A 21,435-nucleotide genomic window follows, 5' to 3' on the forward strand; every position below is an offset into this window, starting at 1 on the left:
AATTCTTTATTCAATGTTTATAGCAATACTTTTTGTTATGTCCCAACTTCTTTGTCATTACTTATTATTTACGGCGGAAGAACCCTGCTAACCTTGCTAATGCTCCAGCAAGAATCGATCCCAATCCGATTGCTCCTAATGTACCAACTCCAGCTGCTGTATCTGGTAACGTCTGGTCATTGTTTGTGTTTGAATTGTTATTAGAGTCTGTGTTATTGGAACCAGTATTTGGATTAGGTGAATTATTTGTACTTACCACTTGTTTAAACGTTGATTCTCCTTTATTTCCGTTCTCATCCACTTGATACAATTCGACAACATCTCCTGAAGTTACTGATTCATCTAGACCAATCGTAAACTCACCATTATTCGATACAAAAGCATAACCAATCACTTCACCATTCACTACTGCATAAACCATAGATCCTGCATTCCCTTCACCGGTGATGCTTGTTGCTCCATTATAAATTGGATCGATACGATCAATAATTAGGTGATCTAAATCGGCGTCGGCATCCGCGTCAGCATCGGCATCCGCGTCAGCATCCGCATCCGCATCGGCATCTGCATCCGCATCTGCATCCGCGTCAGCATCTGCATCGGCGTCGGCATCCGCGTCAGCATCCGCATCGGCATCTGCATCGGCGTCGGCGTCGGCGTCAGCATCCGCGTCAGCATCTGCATCTGCATCCGCGTCAGCATCGGCGTCGGCGTCGGCATCCGCGTCAGCATCGGCGTCAGCATCTGCATCTGCATCCGCGTCAGCATCGGCGTCAGCATCTGCATCGGCGTCAGCATCTGCATCTGCATCGGCGTCAGCATCCGCGTCAGCGTCGGCATCCGCATCCGCATCCGCATCGGCGTCGGCATCACTATCATCCTCAAATAATAATGTTGTTTCCGTTCCTTCGTCTCTTATTTGACTAAGTATATCTGCACCAATTACTGGGTCATTGACTGCACCTGCGCTAACAGTAGCTTCACTAACACCTGGGTCGGAAATTTCCGTTTCTAACTGAAAACTGGTTTCTCCTAATAACCCTGCATCTAAAGCATTTGTAAGTACATCACTAGATCCATTAGCAATTTCATCAACTAGGTCAAATAAAGGGTTAGCTGCATTTTGTACAGCTTCAATTGCCGCACCCACCCCTGGTATAGAACCAGTATATTCAACTTCATTCACTGCATCTCTTAATGGGTCAAAGAGGCCGGAAAATGCTGATCTAGTAAATTCGCCTAATCCCTCAGAGAAATCAACTGTGATGGACTTTCCATCTTCAGATACAATTCCATCCACTGTTGTTTCATAAGAACCCAAATCTTGCGTACTATTCACTGCTTCAAATGCTGTATTTAATGGATCTAAATCCAAACCAGGTACCGGAATATTTGAGAGTGCTTCTACAGCAGTACCTAGAGCACTAACTAATGGACTCACACCAGGTACATCACCTGGAGTAATTGCAGTTAACTGAGCATTAATTGTCACAGTGCTATCACCAACTACTGTACCTTCTAATTCTTCTGGCAATGTAAATACAACTACCTTATCATCAGCAAGACTTAAATCTGCAACACCAGTACCAGTAAAAGTTAAATCTATGTCATAATTTCCTGCTTCATTTTTGATTTGTTGTTCCCCGTTATTGGAAACAAGGGAAGCATTTTGTAAGATACTTATATCAGCTAATGCAAACAAAGATACCTCGTCCGATACAGGCGCTTCTGGATCGACTAAAGGATTTGCATTAATACTATAAGCTGGTAAAGTCCCAGACAGTACTAGAGCAGATGTTGTTGCAAATATCATCTTTTTTTGGTTTCTTGACTGCATATTCTTTCTATTTAGTTTCTTCTTGTAATCTATTTTTTTTCTCAATATGAATCCTCCTAAATAATAATTAATAATTAAATCAAACTGCTATATGATCTTTCTTCCAAATTTAGTAAAAGATAAAAAATAATCTGATTATTCATGTTGTAAAAAGAGAATTATTGCTATTAAAAATGGAATACAGAACTAAACAATGAACTAATCTACTTGCCCCAACCTTGAATAAAAGAAATTCTTTTTTATTTTCTAACAATGTTTTCTAGCTCGGAAACTAAGCTCAGAGCTGCTTTTTTGGATAACACCACCTCTCCGTCACCAAGAATGATATTATCGTCAGATATTTCACCAGTTATCATACACTGTAGATTTCCATTATTTTTTCTTAGAACAATATGATCTTCTTCTAAAGACAAATTCACTTTCTCGGTAGAATTAATATGAAGAATATTAAGTATTTCTCTTGGAAGTACAATTCTTCCTAAAGAATCTATCTTTCTGTACATGTCAAACCTGCTTTCTATCACTATTATTCTTCTTTATGAATCAAGGTTGAGAAGGGACAAAAAAACCAATGGCCCAAATACAAAATGCTCCTCCCTTCGACTTTTTTTGCGATACAAGGCATATTCTAGAGGTTCAACTTAACTTTAAGTCAATACGATTTTTGAACTGGTTCTGTCTATATATAGAATTGGATTATAATGGAAATTTTATGTTTGTATCGACCTAACGATAATTTAAGGTTTTTCTTTCTATATTTATCTGAATATAGAAAAAATAATTAAAAGTCTTTTTTCTTTGCGTAATCTTTTGAAATTAATTTTTATACCATGGTAAAAAACCAATACTTAACCATTTGGTTAAGTATTGGTTTATCTTGGATATTATAATTAAATAGACTTACCATTATAATTACATTTGCTCTAAAAGTTCCATTTTTCTAGATAATTTATGAAGTGCATAATCTATATTTTCTCTTTCTTTTAGTAATTTTTCTTTATGTTCTTTAAATAGCTTTTTTCTTTCTTCTACCGTCGATGTTCCCCTCGTGCGTAATTGTGCTACTTTCCGTAGTTTGTTGATTGACATACCTGTATCACGCATACTGCCTATCATTTCTAACCAGAATAGGTCACTTTCTTCAAATTGTCGACTTCCATTTTTATCTCTTTTAATAGAAGGTAGTAAACCTTGGGAATCATAATATCGAATGGTGGATGGAGGAATGGATACTTCTTCTGCAGCCTCTTTAATAGATAAAAACATCTATATCACTCCTTTTTCTTTGACTTTTGTAACTCCAATTCGAGTCTTTTCTCGCTCGCTCTCCATACAGTTCCATATGTATTCATCCACTTAAGTGAGCGTTTAAACTTCGGTCCATTTAAACGACATTGTTTCACCCTCCCTATTCTTAGAACTTCTATTAATCCAGCATGCTCTAGTACTTTTATATGTTTGGATACACCTACTAAAGATATGCTGAATGAATTGGCTATTTGCGAGACTGTCATCTCCTTTTCTGAAAGCATTTCTATAATGCTTCTGCGTTTTGAGTCTGATAATGCATAAAACACTCGGTCTAATTCTTTACCTTCCATAAATCGAATATTACTAACAATTGTGTATATCCGCAACAAATTTGACTGGAAATTATTAACAATAATTATTTTTTTACCATACGTTTACATAATCATCTATTTTTCTAGTTTTTGTGTTTTATTATTATGTTTATTAATTCTTTTAAACTAGAAAAATTCCTTTTTCTGTAAATATATTAATGACATATTATTAATTTCAAAAAAATACATTTATTTACATTATTTTTATGGTAATCTTTGTTATTACAAAATACTTTTAAGGAGTGGTGTTATGAGGAATCGTTCTATTATCTTTGTTGTTGGGTTAGCCGTCACTCTATTTTCTTTTCTGTTACCATCTTTGCAGTTATCAAGTGCACAAGCTAGTAGTTTAGAAACCTTTGAAGTAAATAATACGGTAATTAATGTTCGCTCTATACCTTCTATTGACGGTGAAATTGTAGGCCAGTTAGAAAAAGGAGACCAATTGGTAGCTTTTGATGAACAGTATGGTTGGGTACAAACTTATTATGCAGGTAAAGAAGTTTGGGTTGCTAAATACCTGTTAATAGCGAAAAGTTCGAACTCCCCCTCATCACCAAATCCTACACTAAACCAATCTACTGATCTAGAAGGGTATAATATTATCATTGATCCAGGTCATGGAGGAAAAGACCCTGGTGCGATTGGTATCAATAATATACAAGAAAAAGAACTTGTTTTTTCCACTTCTTTAAAAGTGGTAGAGCAGCTCCAAAATCACGGTGCTACAGTAATAACTACGAGAGCAAATGATAATTTCATATCATTAGAGGATCGCGTAAGAATAAGCAACAGCTATAATACTCATGTCTTTATCAGTATTCATTATAATGCAGCAATAAATCATTCTGCTAACGGAATTACTACGTATATTCGAGACAATTTGGATAGAGATTTAGGGCAATCCATTCAAGAAGCAATGATTTCGAGTGTCACGCTTCATGACCGTGGAGTTAGACAGGCCGATTTTAAAGTTTTAAGAGATACAGAAGCTCCTTCTGCATTACTAGAGTTAGGTTTTATAACAAATTTCACTGATTTATCTATTGTCCAAACAGAAGCGTATCAAGAAAGTATTGCTGAGGGTATCACGAATGGAGTCCTTGATTATATAGAATAGGTTATATTATTATATGATGAAAGTGCTGTAAAACTGAAGGTTAGTTCAACATCCTTAGGGTCGGGTTCATAGTTACTGTGAAAATAACCACAACAATTGCTTGTTCGCAATGGGTGGTTATTTTTTATAGTTAGCAGACAACCACAACAACGCGTAAAATCATCATCAGTACTAGCGACTCATATACTATCATAGATAAACTCGAATCGTAAAAAGAGATAATAATTACACCGTTTAATGAACGAAGTCACAACATTAATCTAACTACTAGATAATTTTATTCACTCATCCGCAGTCCCAAGTGTCATTCCACCATCAACAACAATCTCTGTACCCGTACAATAAGAGCTTTCATCAGACGCCAGAAATGCTATAACCTTAGCAATTTCGACTGGTTGTCCAATACGCTTGAGCGGTACTGAATCATAATAAGCGGGAACAGTTTCACTTTCGGTGACCATATCGGTTTTGACTCCACCTGGATGGACCATATTCACTCGAATCCCTGCTGGACCTAATTCTATTGCTGCAGCTTTTGACATTGCCACCACAGAGGATTTTTTCGCAACATAAGCAGAGGATTTACTGATTGGAGCAAATGCAGAAATAGATACGTTGTTGATAATAGAGCCTTTTTGCTGTTTCTCCATTTGCGGAATAACGGCTTGCATACCCATAAAAACGCCGAGCTGATTGACATTAATCAACTGTTGATAATCATCCAGTGTTGTTTCTTTAAATGGTTTACGTTTAAGAGCCCCAGCATTATTGACTAACACATCAAGCTTACCGAATTTATTTAATATCTTATCTACTGCAGATTTCCACTCTACCTCTTTTGAACATCTAACTGAATTGGAAAAGCATGTTCTTCTCCAATCTTACCAGCCACTTCTTGAGCATCCTCATAGTTTCGAGCAGCAACTCCTACTATTGCGCCCAAGGAAGCAAGGTGCTGAGCAATTGCCTCCCCCTGTCCTCGATTAGCCCCAGTTACAAGAATGACATGGTTGTTTAAATTTGGCATATGCACACTCCTTCTTTTATCCTTACAAACATTTCTAATTTAAACTTTAATACCATAAAACATTTTCATTGTACTTTCTTTAGATTTAGCACCTATTCTTTATGTTCAAGCAAAATCCTATACAAATCCCCCTCCATTTACTACTATATCTTAACAAGGAGGAGTACAGCATGAACACAAATAATCACGATATGTTTTCCCCATTAACATTTAAAAATGGAGTTGAATTAAAGAATCGTTTGGTAATGGCGCCGATGACACATTACTCATCCAACCCAGATGGAACGGTAAGTGATGAAGAGATAAGTTATTATGCTCGCCGTTCTAAAGACGTAGGCATGGTCATTACTGCAACAACTTATGTAACACCTAATGGAAAGGGATTTCCCAATCAATTTTCGGCAGTTGAAGATAACATGGTCCCGAGTTTAAGTAAACTGGCAAAAGGAATTCAAGACGAGGGCGCCAAGGCCATATTACAAATTTTCCATGGAGGAAAAATGTGTCCACCCTCTCTTGTTCCAGATGGAGACGTTGTAAGTGCTAGTGACATCCCAGCAAATAGCGAAGCTGTAAAACCGCGTCCCTTAAAAGAAGCAGAAATAGAAGAAATTATTGAAGCTTTCGGTGAAACGACACGTAGAGCCATTGAAGCAGGCTATGATGGCGTTGAAATTCACGGAGCTAATGGCTACTTAATTCAGCAATTCTTTTCTCCGTATTCTAACCGACGTGAAGACCGGTTTGGAGGAAGTTTGGAAAAGCGGATGACTTTCCCACTCGCTGTTATTGATAAAGTACAAAGCGTTGTGGCAGAACATGCAGATGAATCATTTATTGTAGGTTACCGTTTTTCACCGGAAGAGCCAGAAACACCAGGAATTACGATGGGTGAAACACTAAAATTCGTCGATGTTTTAGCAGAGAAAAAATTAGATTATCTACATGTTTCCTTAATGAGCTTTTTCTCCAATGCCAGAAGAGGTGTAGAAGATTTAAATAAAATGCGAATTAGCTATCTTCTAGAAACGATCGATAATCGTGTACCATTAATTGGTGTTGGTTCTATCTATACAGCAGAAGATGCCAAGAAAGCATTTGAGACTGGTATCCCGCTTCTCGCATTAGGAAGAGAGCTTATCATCGATCCTGATTGGGTAGAAAAAGTCGCTGAAGGAAGAGATGATGAAATTATTACCGAAATTAATAAAGAGAAACAGGAAGAATTAGTAGTTCCAGATCCACTTTGGAAAGTTATTATCCATACACCAGGATGGTTTCCTGGAGTATAGAAGAGCGAAGTCCGTTCTCTACATTGTTGTAGGGAATGGCTTTTTTAATTTGGTCCAATAGTACAAGAAAAAGACACATCTCTACCAAGATGTGCCTTCCTCTCTAATTCCGATCAAATGTGACTCTCTCTGTAGCATTTCCCAGAGTAATTGCTGTTTCGCTTGGCTTCGTCTGGGAAATTAATTTTCCATTTCTGAAGGAATATCTTACTGTCGCCTGCTTGCGTATGACTTCATACTCATTCTCGGCTGTCATGACGATAAAGTTCGCTGGCTTGCCTTCTTCAATTCCGTATTTGTCTTCAATGTGTAATGTCTTCGCACTATTTTTGGTAATCATATCAATAGAGTTGACAATTTGTTCATACCCCATTAATTGCGATGCGTGAATCCCCATTTGCAAGACCTGAAGCATGTTCCCTGTCCCTAACGGATACCATGGATCAAAGATATCATCATGGCCAAAGCAAATGTTTAAGCCAGCTTCCTGTAATTCTTTTACGCGCGTTAGACCTCGGCGCTTTGGATAAGAATCAAATCTTCCCTGCAAATGAATGTTTACAAGTGGATTGGACACAAAGTTAATATTTGAGAGCTTCAACAAACGGAATAACTTTGCTGTATAGGCATCATTGTAAGAGCCCATTGCTGTCGTATGACTTGCTGTCGTCCGTGCACCCATGCCACGTTCATATGCCTCTTTGGCTACCACTTCTACAAACCGAGACTGCTCGTCATCAATTTCATCACAGTGAATATCGACTAAACGATCATATTTCTCTGCCAAGTCAAACGCCGTCTTCATCGACTCAACGCCATATTCTCTCGTGAATTCAAAATGAGGAATACCCCCGACCACATCTGCTCCCATTTTCAATGCTTCTTCTAGCAATTCCGCTCCATTAGGATAAGAAGGAATTCCTTCTTGCGGAAAGGCAACAAGCTGAATATCAATAAAATCTGCCATCTCTTTTTTCACTTCCAGCATGGCTTTATGCGCGGTTAGGCTAGGGTCCGTCACATCAACATGCGTCCGCACATGTTGAATTCCTTGGGCAATTTGCCATTTTAAAGCTGTTTTCGCCCTTGTTTTTACATCCTCTTGTGTTAGCGACTCTTTGCGCTGTGACCAACGCTGAATCCCCTCAAACAACGTACCGCTCTGATTCCATTCCGGCTCCCCAGCAGTTAAAGTTGTATCTAAATGTATATGCGGTTCAACAAAAGGAGGTAAAACGAGCGCCCCTTTTGCATCAATTACTTCTTTTGTTTCCGGCACTTCCTCTTGTTTTTGGGTAATCGCAGCAAACTTGCCATCTTGAATGGTTATATGCCATTGTCCTTCTTTTCCACGTAATGTTGCATTTTTTATAAGCATTTCAGATCTCCCTTATCTTCTTCATTTTTATTAGTAGATATCAGATACATAAATCCGATATACACGACAGCTGTTCCAATCAACGCATTAAGTGGCGTAATCCCTGGGGCTATCTGAGCAATCACCACTCCAATCGCCCATGCAGCAATTGAAATCCAATTTACTTTTTTAAATACCATTTTTTCAAACGTACCATACTTTCTGCGTCTGACAAAGAAATAATCAGCGATAATAATTGCCCCGATGGATGGAACTGCAGCACCTAGGACGTTTAAAAATCCGACAAAGTTGTTGTACATCCACATCGCAAGCAATGTACCGACAAGACCATTTATCACTACAAACGTTTTGCGAGAAAATCTTGTAATATTGGCAAACCCTAACCCTGAAGCATAAAGCGCATTATCATTGGTCGTCCAAATGTTCAATCCCAACACGATGATCGCAGGGATCATTAATCCTTGTAAAAACATCACTTCTGAAATATCCGGTAATCCATAAGACATCGCGCCAACTGCACCAAACAAGAACATCAGGGAGTTCCCTAAGAAGAATGCAATTACTGTCGCCACAACAGCAGAGCGTGATGACTTCGCAAACCGTGCAAAATCAGGTGTTAGTGTCCCTCCACTAATAAAGGATCCGACACAAATCGTTAAAGCTGCTGCTACTGTCAATGTCTCCGTTGTTTCATAGTTCCATAATGCCTCCATACCACCTAGTGCTTGTGTGGCTTCAAATGCAGAATAACTTCCTAGAATGGCAATAGCTGGGACGGCAATAAACCCTAAAACAACTAATGCTTTCATTCCGTATATTGCCGATATGGTTATAGCAATCCCAAAGATAAAAATTAAGGCATAGACATTCCACCCCATCGCATTTGCAACAGGAACCGCAAACATTGCAACCCCTACACCAAACCAACCAACCTGGGTAAAACCTAATAGAAAGGATGGTAGGTACGACCCTTTATCGCCAAACGCATACTTGGCCAACAAATGTGTGGACAAACCTGTCTTTGCTGCGATATAAGCAAGCGCTCCTGTATACATACCAAGCGCTATATTTCCTGCTAACACGATAATAATAAACTGTGAAAATGATAAACCAACACCTAACTCCCCTCCAGCTAGCATACTCGCAGAGAAAAAGGTGAATCCAAGCATGACGGATAATGTCTTCCAAAAATTATTTCGCTCTGTTTTTGGTACTGCCTGTGATGAATACTCTAAATCTATTTTTTCCATCTTAATTCCCCCAACTATGATTTCCTGGTACCCAAAACCACAGCACATAAAAAAGAGGCTAATCATCAGTTCAACCTGACAATTAGCCTCTTTTTCGTTACAATACACTACACCATCATAGGATAAAACACACCTACTCCGCTGTATATTGTAAAAAAATCCGCTGTCCTTGTCAGCCTCTCTGGACTGAATTAAAGGTACCTTATGCAATTAGAATAGATTATGACAGGAAAATTGAGTTGTGTCAATGGGTGAAGCATTATGGGAATATGTTCCAATTAGCAGAATTTGAGCAAGAGACAGTTTTATGTTTTTCTAGTTTTGTCTTGCCAAACACCACTACTATGTTATACTATATACCAGTAGTAAGTAACACTTATTACAAGTCATACAAATTAGAGAGGAGTGGCTATATTGGAAAATCTAACAGCAATGCTAAAAGGCGTGCTTGAAGGCTGCGTTCTTGAAATTATCAGCCACAAACAAACCTATGGTTACGAAATTACCCGGCAATTGAATGCACTTGGCTTTACAGATGTTGTAGACGGAACGGTGTACACGATTCTGGTTCGGCTTGAGAAAAATAAACTTGTCGACATCGAAAAAAAACCTTCCGACATGGGACCACCGCGAAAATTTTTTATGCTTAACGACGAGGGTCGCGAGGAACTACGGAAGTTCTGGGATAAATGGGAGTTTGTATCAACAAAAATGAATGCATTAAAGGAGGGAAAACAATGAACTTTTGGGAAAAAATTACGGGTAGCGACATGACGAAAGAAATGAAAAACTTTGAATCACGAGCTAAAAATCTGCCATCTGATTATCAAGCTGCATGGGAAGAAATTAAAACCAATCTTTGGCCGCACACAGATTTCACCGGGCGTAACCTCATGCCAATACTTGACGGTGTGCTCGGCCTGCTCGAAGAAACAGCTTCGGAAGGGCAGAGTGTACAGGAGGCTCTGGGTGAGGATATCAATGCCTTCTGTTCAGCGCTAATCGGTGAAGAAGGGGCAAAGTCTTATCGCGACAAGTGGCGCAATCAACTCAACAATAATATCGCCAAAAAATTAGGCAAATAGGAGGGTGAATGAAGATGAGAATACAAGATATCATCGAAGGCAAAAAAGAGTGGCGAGCACACATGGCGCGTGTAAAAGCACTCCCGAAAGATTATCAAATTGTCTATAAAGAGATTCAAAAGTATCTCTATAAAGTCGGCCCTGTTGAGCTAACCAATGGAATTGGTTTACTCTCGGGAATTATCGATCTTTTTGAAGAAGGCGCTAGCTTAGGAAAAAATGTGCTTGAAGTAACAGGAGAGGATGTAGCAGCTTTCTGCGACGATCTAATCAAAGATTCAAAAACTTACGCTGATATCTATCAGGAATCTGTTAACCAAAAAGTTAACGAAGCCATGAAAGAAGATTAGTATATAAATCATCCTAATATTCCACAAAAAAGCACATTACTGGAGTTAAGTAATGCGCTTTTATGCATGAAGCGGACGTACTGTGCAAATTAGGCGCAACCCCAAATTTTGGTGTGCGCCTCTCCTATTTTTCTAAAATTATTACTATGCAGTCGCTGTCAAAAGAATTGCCAATCCGTTAAATAATGCATGAATTATCATTGCAGGATAAATAGACTGTGTTTTTTCATATGTCCAGGCAAAAATCAGACCAGACAAAAAAGTGTATGGCAAGGAATTAAATGTTGGAATATGAACGAGCATGAAAATGAATGAGCTAATCAACATCCCCGCTAACAGTCCATACTTCGTTCTAATCCAGCGATATAGAAAACCACGATAAAAAATTTCCTCATAAATGGGCGAAATAATTGCAGCTGACACAAAAGCAATCACGATATTCATCGTTGTTAATCGAGTTTGTAAACTATCTGTCTTGCTATTGTCCGTTCCGGTATCGAATACCCATTCCATAATATAAGATAGCAAAATGCTACCGATAATTAGAACAATTGTCCATCCGATTATCGGACCCCAATAAGATTTTGAAAATCGCTGGAAACCTACTTCCTTCCAAGAAAGGTTTTTTGGCCTAATCGCAATAAAATAAACACCAAGGGTAAAGATAATCGACATGATCAATCCGATTAACGTTCCCGAATATAACTCATTTTGAAAAATTTCGGTTAAATATTGCATTAACAGATATTCAATAAAAAATGGGATGAGTACCAAAACCAGCGTCAATAGCAATATTAATTCCTTCCACGACCATGCACTTTGATTAAAATAAGATTTTTCAATTTTCATGAATTACCACTTCCTTTTTTATGCTATATTAAGTGTAATTGGTGACGTTGCGTAACCTGCAACAGTTATTTTTGGAGGGATTAAGGTGAATTTTTATTCAACAGGAGAAGTTGCGAAAATGTTGGGTGTTTCGGTCCGGTCATTACGGTATTACGACCAAATCGGATTAATGAGTCCAAATAAGAAGGATGATTATGGTAAACGATTTTATAGTGATGAGGATTTATTAGTACTAAAGAAGATAACGATACTTAAAATGTCGAACTTGTCACTAGACAATATTAAGAAAATACTTTCCGATATTACGATAGAGCAGTTACTTTATGTCCATAAAGATTACTTACAGCAAAAAATTGAGGAACTTCACGCATCCGTTAATCATACGAACTCACTTCTCAATAGTATTAAGTTGGAAGGGGATTTAAAGTGGGAGCAATTAATCCCTTTGATACAAGAAGCACAAACAAAGAATCGTACCGATGACGACTGGAATCAATTTTTTGATGATCAAGAACAGAAAGCCCTTAAGGAAAAACTTCCAAAATTAGAACAAGATAGTCCACAAGTTAAACAATGGATTAATCTGATTAGAAGAATTGAACTTTGTTTGAAACGAGGAGATAACCCAGCTTCTGAAGAAAGTCAGATTATTGCGGAAGATACGTTGATATTATCGAATGAATTATTTGCCGACAATGAAGAGCTAGGTGAAAAATTTTTTGAAATACGTAAGTCACCTGAAAAGTCACAAGCCATGAACCTCTATCCGGTAAAAGAAGAGGTATTGGATTTTTTGGAGAAGGCAATACAAGTCTTTGAAGAAAAAGTGTTGGTGGACTGAGTAGGCGTTGGATAAAAATCTTCTAGAGTTTAACTATCAGTTTCGTTTGTATTGTGATGGACTAAAAGGTTACCTGGAGCCATGTGAAATAAGGAGAAACCTGTTAATGCTTTTATTCAAAAGTATTGCTTAATAAAGCGGTTTCAAAAATGTAGCTGAGAAAGCTATTTATAGGAGGCGTAAAAATATGCAAAAGGTAGTTAAAGGAATAAATTATTGGATAGAAAAATTACCAGAAGAGTACGACTCCATGTCTGAAAAAGATATTACTAATCGACCACTACCACATAAATGGTCTAAAAAAGAAATTTTAGGACATTTATGTGACTCTGCGATAAATAATATTGAAAGGTTTATAAAAATTCAATATGAAGAACAAGTATATGTTATTCAATCGTATAATCAAGACCAATGGGTAATGGTTCAGAATTATCAAGATAGACCATTTAATGAAATAGTAAACCTTTTTCAGACATTAAATAAGCAAATTGTTAATATTGTTAAAAATATTCCCGATGAAAAACTATCCAACCTTTGTGATATAGGAAATAATCAACATAAGACACTAGAGTGGCTTATTCAAGATTATCTTGAGCATATGGAACACCATATTCATAATCAAATTTTGATTAAAAATTAAAACTTATAAACTTTACTCTTATCTATGAATAAGAATCAGCTCTGGAATAAGCCACAGCCCGTAGTTCAATATGGGGTAAATGCAAACAGTGGCAAAGTCATTGCTTTAAATGATTTATAGATTAGCGACTAAATCATAACATGGAGGTTATGATTTAGATCACAAAATTTGAAAAAGCGGCTTACAAAATACGTTGGCTGCTATTCTTTTTCTTTTCTTTACCCTTTGTTGTTCAATTGAAAAGAAACATAAAGCCACAACAACTAGTAAACTTAAAAAGAATAGTAAGATACCATTCCAACTACCGTTAAATAAGTTAATATTTATGGAGGTTGATATGAACATTAGCAAAATAATAAACATTAAAATTTGGTTAGTTTTCAATTAATCATCTTGTCCTTTCTTACAATACAATGCTAATAGAAATGTATACTCATTTTCAATAGATGAATCCATATTTTCCTGTATCTGTTGTCCTATCATGGCACTTAATAATGTAATAAACAATATCCTTATAAACTACTTAAATGTTCATGTATTAATCTCCACTCACCATCATGCAATGTAAAAACATTAGTCGCCCTCCCACTACCAGATACAAACTCTTCAAGATAATATCCTTCGTAATGATAAGTATAAATACAAGTAGCGACTTGATCACTTGCAGCAATCCATTGGACATCTGTAGCAGAGTAAACTTCTTCTTTAATAGTATCCCAAGATTTCATAAAGTAGCTCCCGATTTGCTCATTGGAAATACAATTTTGATCAGTAAACCAGTATACTGCTTGAGGGTGTAGTACTGCTTTTACATTATTAAAATCATGTGAGTTAGTTGCTTCAATATATTTATCTAACGCTTTACGATATCCCATTTCTCATCACCTTCCTAAAACCATTTAATTTTGACTCATAATATATTCACACGTCTTCTTATCCCCTCTGTCGTTACTATGTTCAAACGAGGTAAAGGGCCAAATAGTTTCAATCTTTACTATAAATTTTTTAATCAACAATTATTCAATCCTCTTCACTTAAACAAATCCCATTAAGCTAATAATTCTTCTTTTGAAACAATACTCCATTCATTTGCCATAAGTTTGTCTATATAGTCGTTGATACTAATATCCTCTAATTCTATCGCTAGTGGATGTAGAGAGACATAGCACTCATTTGTCGTATAATTTATAGTAACTTTTACAACCTCATAGCCATTATGAAATCTTGAGTCAAATCCGGGATCGTCAATAATATCTCCTTTAACAGGGCGAATCATTGATTCAAATGTTTTCATTACTATTTGACCACAATTATTTTTTTCTTTTGAAGATGTTAGAAAAATGATCATTTTGATTTTCATTCGCTCGCCTCTCTTTAACTATGAATTTGTTACTTATAGTATAACATTTCTACGAACACCTTCACCTGCACCCCCAAACTTATCGAGATAAATCTCAAGATACGAAGCTATTTCCTTTATCACCATCGGTTTTCTTCCCAAAAAACACCTCCTTTTGGTTCTCTCATTCTTATAATCGAAATGAAAGTCCAAAAAGAGGCATTTTCGGTTAAATTAGTTTAATCTTTTTTCAATCGTGCAGCAAAGTAATTGCCGAGCGACTGTAATCCTTGCACTAAAATAATCAGGAGAATAACGGTTACGTACATCACATCTACTTCATATCGTAAGTGACCATATCGATATGCGAGATCGCCAAGGCCTCCACCGCCAACTAAGCCAGCCATAGCAGATGCTCCGATTAGTCCGATGATCGCAATCGTTAACCCGAGAACAATAGAGGAGCGAGATTCCCGTACAAGTACATGCCACACGATATGTCTCGTTTTAATCCCCATCGCTTCATATGCTTCAATGACACCACGGTTTACTTCCAGTAATGCAGACTCCATTAACCGAGCGATATAAGGCGCCGTATAAACGACCAATGGAACGATAACGCCTTTGACACCGATCGATGTTCCGACAATAAATTTTGTAAAAGGCAGAATGAAGAATAATAGAATGATAAACGGAACCGAACGAATAATATTGATGACGATATTCAACACATTATAAACGAGTTTATTACTGAGTGCTTTCCCCGGTCTCGTTAAAACAAGTAGAATTCCTAGCGGTAACCCAATCAAGACTGAAATAGCAAGGGATATACCGACCATCTGAAACGTTTGAATCGTCGACATCCATAAATCCGAACCCCATGCATCAAGAAACGCGTTGATTTTCTCCATCGAACGTCACTCCTTCCACATGTACTTGTTGGTCTTGTAAAAACTGAAACGCATTGTTTATCTCCGCTTGTTCCCCTTTGAAGTGAACAAGTAATTGTCCGAATGCTTCTTCCTTAATTCGTGTAATACTACCGGACAAAATATTCGGATAGATATTGTATTTTTTCGTTACGAGCGCAAGCGCCGGATCTCCCGATGATTCTCCGAAGAAAGATAATTTAGCTACTTGGCCATTCTCACTCAATCGATCTACTAAGTCATCCGGAATGTCATGCGAGAATAAACTGTTCACAAACCGCTTCGTTGTCCGTTGCTGTGGTGAAATGAAAATATCTTTAGTATTGCCTTCCTCAATCACTTCGCCATTTTCCATGACAGCGACCCGATCGCAAATTCGCTGGATGACATTCATCTCATGCGTAATCAGCAAGATCGTAATTCCGAGTTCTTTATTTATTCGTAATAATAGATCTAGGATCGCCTCTGTTGTATCTGGATCGAGTGCACTTGTCGCTTCATCACTTAACAGAACTTCTGGCTCATGAGACAATGCTCGGGCAATCGCCACTCGTTGTTTTTGCCCACCGGAGAGCTCTGACGGGTATGCATCATGCTTGTCGGCTAAGCCAACGATATCCAAGTATTTCTGCACCCTTTCCTTTACTGCCTGTTTATCGAGGCCAGTTAATTTCAGCGGAATAGCGATATTATCGTAGACAGTTGCTGTCTTTAATAGATTAAACCCTTGAAAAATCATCCCGATATGACTTCTGGTGTCTCGGAGTTTTCCTGCCTTTAACGTGGTTAATTCTACATCATTTACTTTTACCGATCCTTGATCCGGCTGTTCCAGTAAATTCACACAACGAATCAATGTACTCTTCCCGGCGCCACTATAGCCGATTACGCCATATATTTCGCCTTTTCCAACGGATAAAGAAACATCTTTTAATGCATGAATATCTCCTTGTTTTCCTGAAAAAGTCTTTGTGATGTTCGTTAATTCAATCATATGTTTATGCTCCTTCCGTTACGCTCATTTCCTTACTCCCTTACCATGAAGGAATGAGCGATCCGCCAAATTCCTCTTCGATGAACGTTTTGACTTCTTCACTACGATAAATATCTGCTAGTTTCTGGATGATTTCATCGTCTTCGTTTTCTGCCCTCACCGCAGCATGGTTAATGTAAGGAGAATCTTTCGGCTCAATATAAATAGAGTCTTCCGTAGGGGTAAATCCGGCTTCGATAGCAAAATTTGTATTAATCGCAGCTGCATCCAATTCCTCTAACTGACGTGCAATCTGCGCAGAATCTAGTTCCACAAATTCATAATTGCCGTTATTCTTATCAATGTCACGAACCGTAGAATTAATTCCTGTCTCCGAATCCAACTCAATTAAACCAGCTTGTTCAAATAGTAAAAGTGCACGACCACTATTTGTAGGGTCACTAGGCAGTCCGATGGTGGATCCCTCAGGTAATTCAGACACATCATCGACATCTAATGAATAAATCCCCATCGGGAAAGTAACGGTATCAAATGATTTCACTAAATCTAAGTTTCTATCTTCTTTAAACGCATTAAAATACGGTTCTGTTTGGAAGATATTTAAATCAATCTCCCCTTCAGCTAAAGCAACGTTTGGCATAACATAATCCGTGAACACCTTTGACTCGATTTCGATGCCTTCCTCTTCTGCTAGTTCCGTTACTTTTTCAAGAATTTCTTCATGTGGCCCTGCCGTTACACCGATGACTAATTTTTCATCATCGTACAATCCTTGACCCGACCCGCTAGATTCCTCACTGCCACACGCAGCCAATAATGATATTGCTAAAAGTACGATCGCTATTAATAATCCTTTTTTCATGATGTTTTCTCTCCTCTTTTTTCCGTGTAATAGGCTTGATTATATTTCTCTACTTGCTGTAACGCACCAGCTAATGATTCCGCCGTAACTTCCTTATTCATAAAATGAATCGACTCTTGCGGCAGAATTGCTTTCTGAATGATTTTCTCCACGAGCTCCGTATTGGTTACATCAATGCCGATTCCTTGTAAACTAGACGGCAATTGCCATTGATCGTAAAAATCGAGTAGACGCAAAAGCTCATCCTCTTTGTTTTCGAATGCCAATTGGCCAAGAATTCCGTATGCGACGAGCTCTCCGTGTAAGAAGTTTTTTGCCTCGATTGCTTCCGTTAATCCATTATGTATCGAATGCGCACCGGCAATTCTCCCTGCTTTATCGCCAAATCCGCCTACCATTCCACCCGTGATGATGATCGCCTCGATAACTCGAATAAATGCAGGCGTAACTTGTTTAGTGCGTGCGGCATCCAGTGCAGCCTTTCCATCCTTCAGTAGTACATCCCGGCAAATCCCCGCAGAAAATTGCGAAACTTTCACTGGTACAGGCGCTTCTTCATTCGGGTAAAAACTCTCGATCAATGCATCTGCTTCATAAAATTTTGCCAGTGTATCACCTATCCCCGCCCTTAAATATTCTATTGGGGCATGTGCAATGATAGCTGGTTCTACTAAGACAAGCGTGGTCGCCAACGGAAAATCCGTATAATGTGTAAATGCCCCATCGCTGTCATAGAAAACACTAAGCGGTGTCCACGCAGCACAAGTCGCAGCAATCGTCGGAATTAAAATCGATTTAACATCTGCTTTCACAGCTGCAGCCTTCGTAATATCGAGCGCTGTCCCGCCGCCAATACCAATCACAGCATCCACAGAATGTTGATGAAGCTGATTCGCTATGGTCTCTGCTTTTTCTAGCGTGGTATGACCTTCGATAAAGATGATATTCGGTTCTACTTGCTCCACTAATACATAAGGTAAATACGGCTTTGTCGCCTGCCATGATTTCTTCCCTGCGATAACTTGTATACGGTCAACTGATAATTCTTCAAGGAGTACAGGAATTTCCTCTAAGACATCAGAGCCAATCCGATAATGACCAGGAGCTCCTTTAACAATAGATGTGGACATAAACCCTTCCTCTTTTCTCATGGTGTAAATTTTTTTGGGAAACTAAAAATGCCTCCCGATTTGAACTCGAGAGGCATAACATAACAATACGTAAGTCATTCATCACCTCTCTTATTTCTCAAAATACTATCCGTATTTTGCAGGATTTAGCACCTATTCATCATTGGAATTAAGATGAACGGTTGCCGGGCGTCACAGGGCCAGTCCCTCAGCCACTCTCAATAAGAGATATTAGCGTATTTAATTTTAATTATCATACTATTACGGTTTTTACTAATTGTCAATAGAGTTAGTTAGGTTTTTTTAGTAAACAGGCAGCAAAAAACTCTACTATTCCTTTTAATGAGTATATTTTCTTAAAATTCAGTAAAAACATTGACACACGAAATTATAACTTTTAAGATAGATTCATATATAAATGAGACCGCTTTATTATAGTGGGAATCGTATTCAACCATTGGGGGACGTGTTATTACAATCTAGGGAAGTCACAGATAATCCTATTACATTTTAACAAATAGGATTATCGCTTCTAAACCTCGGGAGGTGTATTCTCCGCAATAATTCTAAGAAATAAACCAGGACAAGCAGGAAAGCCATTCAAATTTAGTTTTTCGATCCTTTACGCCTTTTTGATCTTGTACGACAAATACAAAAAAGAAAGGAATAAAGAAAATGAAAAAACAACTGTTATGGTATTCACCTATTATCGCAATGTTGCTCGTTAGCTTTACAACGGTATCGTTCACCTCACACATAAACGCGGAAAGCAAAAGTACGGAAGTGGAATACGAATTCTACCCAACACCCCAGAGTGTCGAATACGGGGAAGGTGCGCTAACCCTCAACAAGGATATTCAAGTTGTTTATGATGACACGATTGATGATGCCACAAGGAAAAAAGTAACCGAAATATTTGCCACCAATAACCTGCCCATACCGGAAATCACAGAAGAACCTTCCAAAGATGCCATTACTCTTTTTGTCGGAACCGTAGAATCTGGTGGCCCAGCAGCAAAGAACGCGGAGAATACACTTGATTCGAATAATATGGACTTTGATCAGATTGATGCTTACCAATTGGAAATTAGCAACAATACGATGACGGTGATTGGTAAAGATACCGATGCTGCATTTTATGGGATTGTCTCCCTCGAAAAAATACTCAGCCAGCGTTCTGATAATCAAATTAAACACTTAGAAATCAACGATTATGCGAATACGAAAGTGAGAGGTTTTATCGAAGGTTATTACGGCATACCTTGGAGTAATGATGATCGTAAATCATTGATGGAATTCGGTGGACAACTCAAGGCGAATTCCTATGTCTTCGCTCCGAAGGACGATCCATACCATAGGGAACAATGGGAAGAACTCTATCCTGAAGATATGTTAGAAGAGATTCGCGAATTGGCAGAAGTTGGGCGTGATAGTAAAACGCAATTTGTTTGGACCATCTCCCCGCTTGGCGAAGTTGCTGAAATTGCCCGTGAAGAAGGCGAAGAAGCTGCCATGGCATTACTCGATGAAAACACAGAAAAAATGCTTACGAAATTCGATCAATTATACGACGTAGGTGTACGACAGTTTGGCGTTTTAGGTGACGATGTTGGTTCGCTGCCATTAGATTATGTCGCTGAACTGATGAATTCTGTTTCAGAATGGGCCCAGGAAAAAGGTGATGTGAGGGATACACTATATACGCCTGCAGCCTATAATTCTGCTTGGGCTTGGGATGGCGGAGAAGAATTAAATAGACTCGAAGAAGCCTTTGACGAGAACATCCACATTCTTTGGACAGGGGAAAATACCGTCGCTCCAGTCGAGCAATATACCATCGACCGCTTTAAACATCGTGATAATAATGGCGTGGTACGTCGCGATCCACTTTTTTGGCTAAATTGGCCGGTGAATGACATTGATATGACTCGTGTGTTCCTTGGAAAAGGAGACATGCTAGAACCCGGCGTGGAAAATCTTGCAGGAGTGGTAACCAACCCGATGCAGGAAGCCGAGGCCTCAAAGGTTGCCATTTTCGCCGTTGCGGATTATACATGGAATACAGAATCCTTTGATGCTCAAACAAGCTGGGAAGACAGCATGAAGTATATTGAACCAGATGCAACAGAAGCTTTCCATACGCTCACCAAACATATGACACATGCAGAGCCGCAGAATGGACTGGAAGCTGATGAAAGCGAAAATATTAAGGAATTGCTAGAAGAAACATTGTCCCGTATCGATAACGATGAACCCCTCGGGAATGTTGCACCTGAATTTATAGATGAACTGAGCCTCATTGCAGAGGCAGGAGACGAATTTTTAAGAGAATCCAAAAACGAAGCATTGAAAGAGGAACTCGAGCCATTTGTCCACGCACTTCAAGATATGGTTCTAGCCGACATCGAGTACATCCAATTTCATCAAGACTTGGAGAATGACGATATAGAAAGTGCGAAAGAACACTATGTATCTGGTACGATTTTACGTGAACAGAGCTTGAATCATGAACGCCCAATGGTGGACGAAGAAGATACCGTCTACGCTATACCTGCTGGTAAAAGACTACAACCATTTACAAATGATATTGAAGACCACGTCATCCAAAAAGCAGAAGAATTGATTGATGTAGGTGTGATGAAAGCATTCGTCGATCAATATGTCGAAGCAGGAAAGATTGAACAGGGCGAAAACGTACGTTTGTTGCAAACCCATCTGACTTCCATTGAACATTTTGTAAAACAAGAATCCTACAACAAAGCGGTAAAACATATGGAGTCCTTCAAACAATTAATAGATACATTCCAAGAAGAAGGAAAGATCGACCAACAAGCAGCAGCCCAATTAACAGAAGTTGCTGATGTCTTGATTGAAGAATGGACAAATTAGG

At 38.4% G+C, this 21,435-nt stretch carries 21 protein-coding genes, 1 pseudogene and 1 riboswitch; of the genes and pseudogenes, 8 read left to right on the plus strand and 14 right to left on the minus strand.

The features are described 5' to 3' along the window. Nucleotides 1–64: 64 nt before the first annotated feature. The 4 genes from C794_RS20535 to C794_RS18030 all read right to left on the minus strand — a co-directional run bounded on the left by C794_RS20535 (nucleotide 65) and on the right by C794_RS18030 (nucleotide 3,438). A complete protein-coding gene (locus tag C794_RS20535) occupies nucleotides 65–1,882 on the minus strand; it encodes an adhesive domain-containing protein (RefSeq protein WP_017798574.1) in 1,818 nt (605 codons plus the stop codon). A 194-nt stretch (nucleotides 1,883–2,076) separates the two neighbouring features. After that, nucleotides 2,077–2,340 (minus strand): AbrB/MazE/SpoVT family DNA-binding domain-containing protein, encoded by a 264-nt coding sequence (locus C794_RS18020; RefSeq protein WP_017798575.1) that lies wholly within the window; start codon nucleotides 2,338–2,340, stop codon nucleotides 2,077–2,079. Between the two features lie 409 nt (nucleotides 2,341–2,749). Beyond that, nucleotides 2,750–3,103 carry a MerR family transcriptional regulator gene (locus C794_RS18025; RefSeq protein ID WP_017798576.1) on the minus strand — a complete coding sequence of 118 codons (354 nt, stop codon included), beginning with the start codon at nucleotides 3,101–3,103 and terminating at the stop codon, nucleotides 2,750–2,752. A 5-nt stretch (nucleotides 3,104–3,108) separates the two neighbouring features. Beyond that, nucleotides 3,109–3,438 carry an ArsR/SmtB family transcription factor gene (locus tag C794_RS18030; protein ID WP_039819687.1) on the minus strand — a complete coding sequence of 110 codons (330 nt, stop codon included), beginning with the start codon at nucleotides 3,436–3,438 and terminating at the stop codon, nucleotides 3,109–3,111. A 271-nt stretch (nucleotides 3,439–3,709) separates the two neighbouring features. Between C794_RS18030 and C794_RS18035 the strand changes: the two genes are divergently transcribed. Next, nucleotides 3,710–4,579 carry an N-acetylmuramoyl-L-alanine amidase family protein gene (locus C794_RS18035; RefSeq protein WP_017798578.1) on the plus strand — a complete coding sequence of 290 codons (870 nt, stop codon included), beginning with the start codon at nucleotides 3,710–3,712 and terminating at the stop codon, nucleotides 4,577–4,579. Between the two features lie 281 nt (nucleotides 4,580–4,860). Here C794_RS18035 and C794_RS20025 read toward each other — a convergent pair. Beyond that, a pseudogene (locus C794_RS20025) lies at nucleotides 4,861–5,606 on the minus strand (SDR family NAD(P)-dependent oxidoreductase). A 170-nt stretch (nucleotides 5,607–5,776) separates the two neighbouring features. Between C794_RS20025 and C794_RS18045 the strand changes: the two are divergent. Continuing rightward, on the plus strand, nucleotides 5,777–6,898 hold the full coding sequence (locus C794_RS18045; protein WP_017798579.1) for an NADH-dependent flavin oxidoreductase: 1,122 nt from the start codon (nucleotides 5,777–5,779) through the stop codon (nucleotides 6,896–6,898). Between the two features lie 103 nt (nucleotides 6,899–7,001). Here C794_RS18045 and C794_RS18050 read toward each other — a convergent pair whose 3' ends face one another. Continuing rightward, nucleotides 7,002–8,276 carry a cytosine deaminase gene (locus C794_RS18050; RefSeq protein WP_017798580.1) on the minus strand — a complete coding sequence of 425 codons (1,275 nt, stop codon included), beginning with the start codon at nucleotides 8,274–8,276 and terminating at the stop codon, nucleotides 7,002–7,004. After that, nucleotides 8,267–9,526 carry a cytosine permease gene (codB, locus tag C794_RS18055; RefSeq protein ID WP_017798581.1) on the minus strand — a complete coding sequence of 420 codons (1,260 nt, stop codon included), beginning with the start codon at nucleotides 9,524–9,526 and terminating at the stop codon, nucleotides 8,267–8,269. The genes C794_RS18050 and codB overlap by 10 nt, the downstream gene beginning before the upstream one ends. Nucleotides 9,527–9,940: 414 nt before the next feature. On the opposite strand from codB, the gene C794_RS18060 reads away from it, so the two are divergent. The 3 genes from C794_RS18060 to C794_RS18070 are packed head-to-tail and all read left to right on the plus strand — an operon-like array spanning nucleotide 9,941 to nucleotide 10,961. Continuing rightward, nucleotides 9,941–10,267 carry a PadR family transcriptional regulator gene (locus tag C794_RS18060; protein ID WP_017798582.1) on the plus strand — a complete coding sequence of 109 codons (327 nt, stop codon included), beginning with the start codon at nucleotides 9,941–9,943 and terminating at the stop codon, nucleotides 10,265–10,267. Next, complete coding sequence (locus tag C794_RS18065) at nucleotides 10,264–10,611, plus strand: DUF1048 domain-containing protein (RefSeq protein WP_017798583.1); 348 nt, start codon at nucleotides 10,264–10,266, stop codon at nucleotides 10,609–10,611. Before C794_RS18060 ends, C794_RS18065 begins: the two co-directional genes overlap by 4 nt. Nucleotides 10,612–10,625: 14 nt before the next feature. Beyond that, entirely contained in the window at nucleotides 10,626–10,961 is a 336-nt protein-coding gene (locus C794_RS18070; RefSeq protein ID WP_017798584.1) for a DUF1048 domain-containing protein, read from the plus strand. 144 nt (nucleotides 10,962–11,105) lie between these two features. On the opposite strand, the gene C794_RS18075 is transcribed toward C794_RS18070, so the two are convergent. Next, nucleotides 11,106–11,810, minus strand: a complete 705-nt coding sequence (locus C794_RS18075; RefSeq protein WP_017798585.1) for a CPBP family intramembrane glutamic endopeptidase — start codon at nucleotides 11,808–11,810, stop codon at nucleotides 11,106–11,108. A gap of 85 nt (nucleotides 11,811–11,895) precedes the next feature. Between C794_RS18075 and C794_RS18080 the strand changes: the two genes are divergently transcribed. Together C794_RS18080 and C794_RS18085 are read left to right on the plus strand one after the other, a co-directional pair. Then, the gene (locus tag C794_RS18080; protein ID WP_017798586.1) at nucleotides 11,896–12,651 is read left to right on the plus strand and encodes a MerR family transcriptional regulator; all 756 of its coding nucleotides are present in this window, start codon (nucleotides 11,896–11,898) and stop codon (nucleotides 12,649–12,651) included. A gap of 187 nt (nucleotides 12,652–12,838) precedes the next feature. Beyond that, nucleotides 12,839–13,291, plus strand: coding sequence for a DinB family protein (locus C794_RS18085; RefSeq protein ID WP_017798587.1), 453 nt, complete (start codon nucleotides 12,839–12,841; stop codon nucleotides 13,289–13,291). 512 nt (nucleotides 13,292–13,803) lie between these two features. Here C794_RS18085 and C794_RS18090 read toward each other — a convergent pair. The 6 genes from C794_RS18090 to C794_RS18120 form a co-directional block, all read right to left on the minus strand. Further along, nucleotides 13,804–14,166, minus strand: coding sequence for a YybH family protein (locus tag C794_RS18090; RefSeq protein ID WP_017798588.1), 363 nt, complete (start codon nucleotides 14,164–14,166; stop codon nucleotides 13,804–13,806). Nucleotides 14,167–14,339: 173 nt separating this feature from the next. Beyond that, on the minus strand, nucleotides 14,340–14,651 hold the full coding sequence (locus C794_RS18095; RefSeq protein ID WP_017798589.1) for a hypothetical protein: 312 nt from the start codon (nucleotides 14,649–14,651) through the stop codon (nucleotides 14,340–14,342). 218 nt (nucleotides 14,652–14,869) lie between these two features. Further along, nucleotides 14,870–15,541 carry a methionine ABC transporter permease gene (locus C794_RS18105; protein ID WP_017798591.1) on the minus strand — a complete coding sequence of 224 codons (672 nt, stop codon included), beginning with the start codon at nucleotides 15,539–15,541 and terminating at the stop codon, nucleotides 14,870–14,872. Further along, nucleotides 15,516–16,553 carry a methionine ABC transporter ATP-binding protein gene (locus tag C794_RS18110; protein WP_017798592.1) on the minus strand — a complete coding sequence of 346 codons (1,038 nt, stop codon included), beginning with the start codon at nucleotides 16,551–16,553 and terminating at the stop codon, nucleotides 15,516–15,518. The genes C794_RS18105 and C794_RS18110 overlap by 26 nt, the downstream gene beginning before the upstream one ends. A gap of 40 nt (nucleotides 16,554–16,593) precedes the next feature. Further along, on the minus strand, nucleotides 16,594–17,415 hold the full coding sequence (locus C794_RS18115) for a MetQ/NlpA family ABC transporter substrate-binding protein (RefSeq protein ID WP_017798593.1): 822 nt from the start codon (nucleotides 17,413–17,415) through the stop codon (nucleotides 16,594–16,596). Next, the gene (locus tag C794_RS18120) at nucleotides 17,412–18,545 is read right to left on the minus strand and encodes an iron-containing alcohol dehydrogenase family protein (protein ID WP_039819870.1); all 1,134 of its coding nucleotides are present in this window, start codon (nucleotides 18,543–18,545) and stop codon (nucleotides 17,412–17,414) included. The genes C794_RS18115 and C794_RS18120 overlap by 4 nt, the downstream gene beginning before the upstream one ends. Nucleotides 18,546–18,653: 108 nt before the next feature. Then, nucleotides 18,654–18,773, minus strand: a riboswitch (SAM riboswitch). 447 nt (nucleotides 18,774–19,220) lie between these two features. On the opposite strand from C794_RS18120, the gene C794_RS20030 reads away from it, so the two are divergent. Beyond that, nucleotides 19,221–21,434, plus strand: coding sequence for a glycoside hydrolase family 84 protein (locus tag C794_RS20030; protein ID WP_017798595.1), 2,214 nt, complete (start codon nucleotides 19,221–19,223; stop codon nucleotides 21,432–21,434). Nucleotide 21,435: the final 1 nt, after the last annotated feature.

Source organism: Oceanobacillus kimchii X50, assembly GCF_000340475.1.
Lineage (GTDB): Bacteria > Bacillota > Bacilli > Bacillales > Amphibacillaceae > Oceanobacillus > Oceanobacillus kimchii.

Coding starts and splice junctions, on each gene's coding strand:
- C794_RS18020 (WP_017798575.1), bottom strand. CDS start 2,340: ATGTACAGAAAGATAGATTCTTTAGGAAGAATTGTACTTCCAAGAGAA.
- C794_RS18025 (WP_017798576.1), bottom strand. CDS start 3,103: ATGTTTTTATCTATTAAAGAGGCTGCAGAAGAAGTATCCATTCCTCCA.
- C794_RS18030 (WP_039819687.1), bottom strand. CDS start 3,438: ATGGAAGGTAAAGAATTAGACCGAGTGTTTTATGCATTATCAGACTCA.
- C794_RS18035 (WP_017798578.1), top strand. CDS start 3,710: ATGAGGAATCGTTCTATTATCTTTGTTGTTGGGTTAGCCGTCACTCTA.
- C794_RS18045 (WP_017798579.1), top strand. CDS start 5,777: ATGAACACAAATAATCACGATATGTTTTCCCCATTAACATTTAAAAAT.
- C794_RS18050 (WP_017798580.1), bottom strand. CDS start 8,276: ATGCTTATAAAAAATGCAACATTACGTGGAAAAGAAGGACAATGGCAT.
- codB (WP_017798581.1), bottom strand. CDS start 9,526: ATGGAAAAAATAGATTTAGAGTATTCATCACAGGCAGTACCAAAAACA.
- C794_RS18065 (WP_017798583.1), top strand. CDS start 10,264: ATGAACTTTTGGGAAAAAATTACGGGTAGCGACATGACGAAAGAAATG.
- C794_RS18070 (WP_017798584.1), top strand. CDS start 10,626: ATGAGAATACAAGATATCATCGAAGGCAAAAAAGAGTGGCGAGCACAC.
- C794_RS18075 (WP_017798585.1), bottom strand. CDS start 11,810: ATGAAAATTGAAAAATCTTATTTTAATCAAAGTGCATGGTCGTGGAAG.
- C794_RS18085 (WP_017798587.1), top strand. CDS start 12,839: ATGCAAAAGGTAGTTAAAGGAATAAATTATTGGATAGAAAAATTACCA.
- C794_RS18090 (WP_017798588.1), bottom strand. CDS start 14,166: ATGGGATATCGTAAAGCGTTAGATAAATATATTGAAGCAACTAACTCA.
- C794_RS18095 (WP_017798589.1), bottom strand. CDS start 14,651: ATGAAAATCAAAATGATCATTTTTCTAACATCTTCAAAAGAAAAAAAT.
- C794_RS18105 (WP_017798591.1), bottom strand. CDS start 15,541: ATGGAGAAAATCAACGCGTTTCTTGATGCATGGGGTTCGGATTTATGG.
- C794_RS18110 (WP_017798592.1), bottom strand. CDS start 16,553: ATGATTGAATTAACGAACATCACAAAGACTTTTTCAGGAAAACAAGGA.
- C794_RS18115 (WP_017798593.1), bottom strand. CDS start 17,415: ATGAAAAAAGGATTATTAATAGCGATCGTACTTTTAGCAATATCATTA.
- C794_RS18120 (WP_039819870.1), bottom strand. CDS start 18,545: ATGTCCACATCTATTGTTAAAGGAGCTCCTGGTCATTATCGGATTGGC.
- C794_RS20030 (WP_017798595.1), top strand. CDS start 19,221: ATGAAAAAACAACTGTTATGGTATTCACCTATTATCGCAATGTTGCTC.